This is a genomic window from Ezakiella massiliensis, assembly GCF_059862345.1.
In genome coordinates this window covers 1-390 of the sequence record NZ_JCBCEO010000016.1, presented here as the reverse complement: position 1 = coordinate 390, position 390 = coordinate 1, and the positions used below count along the sequence as shown (strand labels likewise).

General features: G+C 34.4%; 1 tRNA gene. It reads left to right on the top strand.

Going from position 1 to position 390, the window contains the following annotated elements:
- Nucleotides 1-114: 114 nt before the first annotated feature.
- Nucleotides 115-191: transfer RNA gene (locus AC6FXG_RS08925), tRNA-Ile, on the top strand.
- The last annotated feature ends 199 nt before the right edge of the window (nucleotides 192-390 follow it).

Here is a 390-nt window from a genome sequence, read left to right as displayed (position 1 = left end):
ACCAAAAGCTTCTTTATGAATATCTTACAATCCTATTCATTATGACTAAAGTAAGAAGCATAAATGCGAGGCTACTAATAACGAAGTTACTATTTAATAGTTTTTCTATGATATGGACCTGTAGCTCAGCTGGTTAGAGCGCACGCCTGATAAGCGTGAGGTCGGTGGTTCGAGTCCACCCAGGTCCACCACTAAATATATTTGACAAAGTCATAAAAATAAGATATAATAATTATGCTCACAAACCAAGATTGGTTGGAGGTAAGACCTCGATGTGAGCCAGATTAGAACCTTTAAAACTAAATACCATAGACGAAATAACAGACATTAGAAATCCAAGAAGCAATTTTAATTGCAAACAAATTTTTAATAGACAATTTCAACGAATAA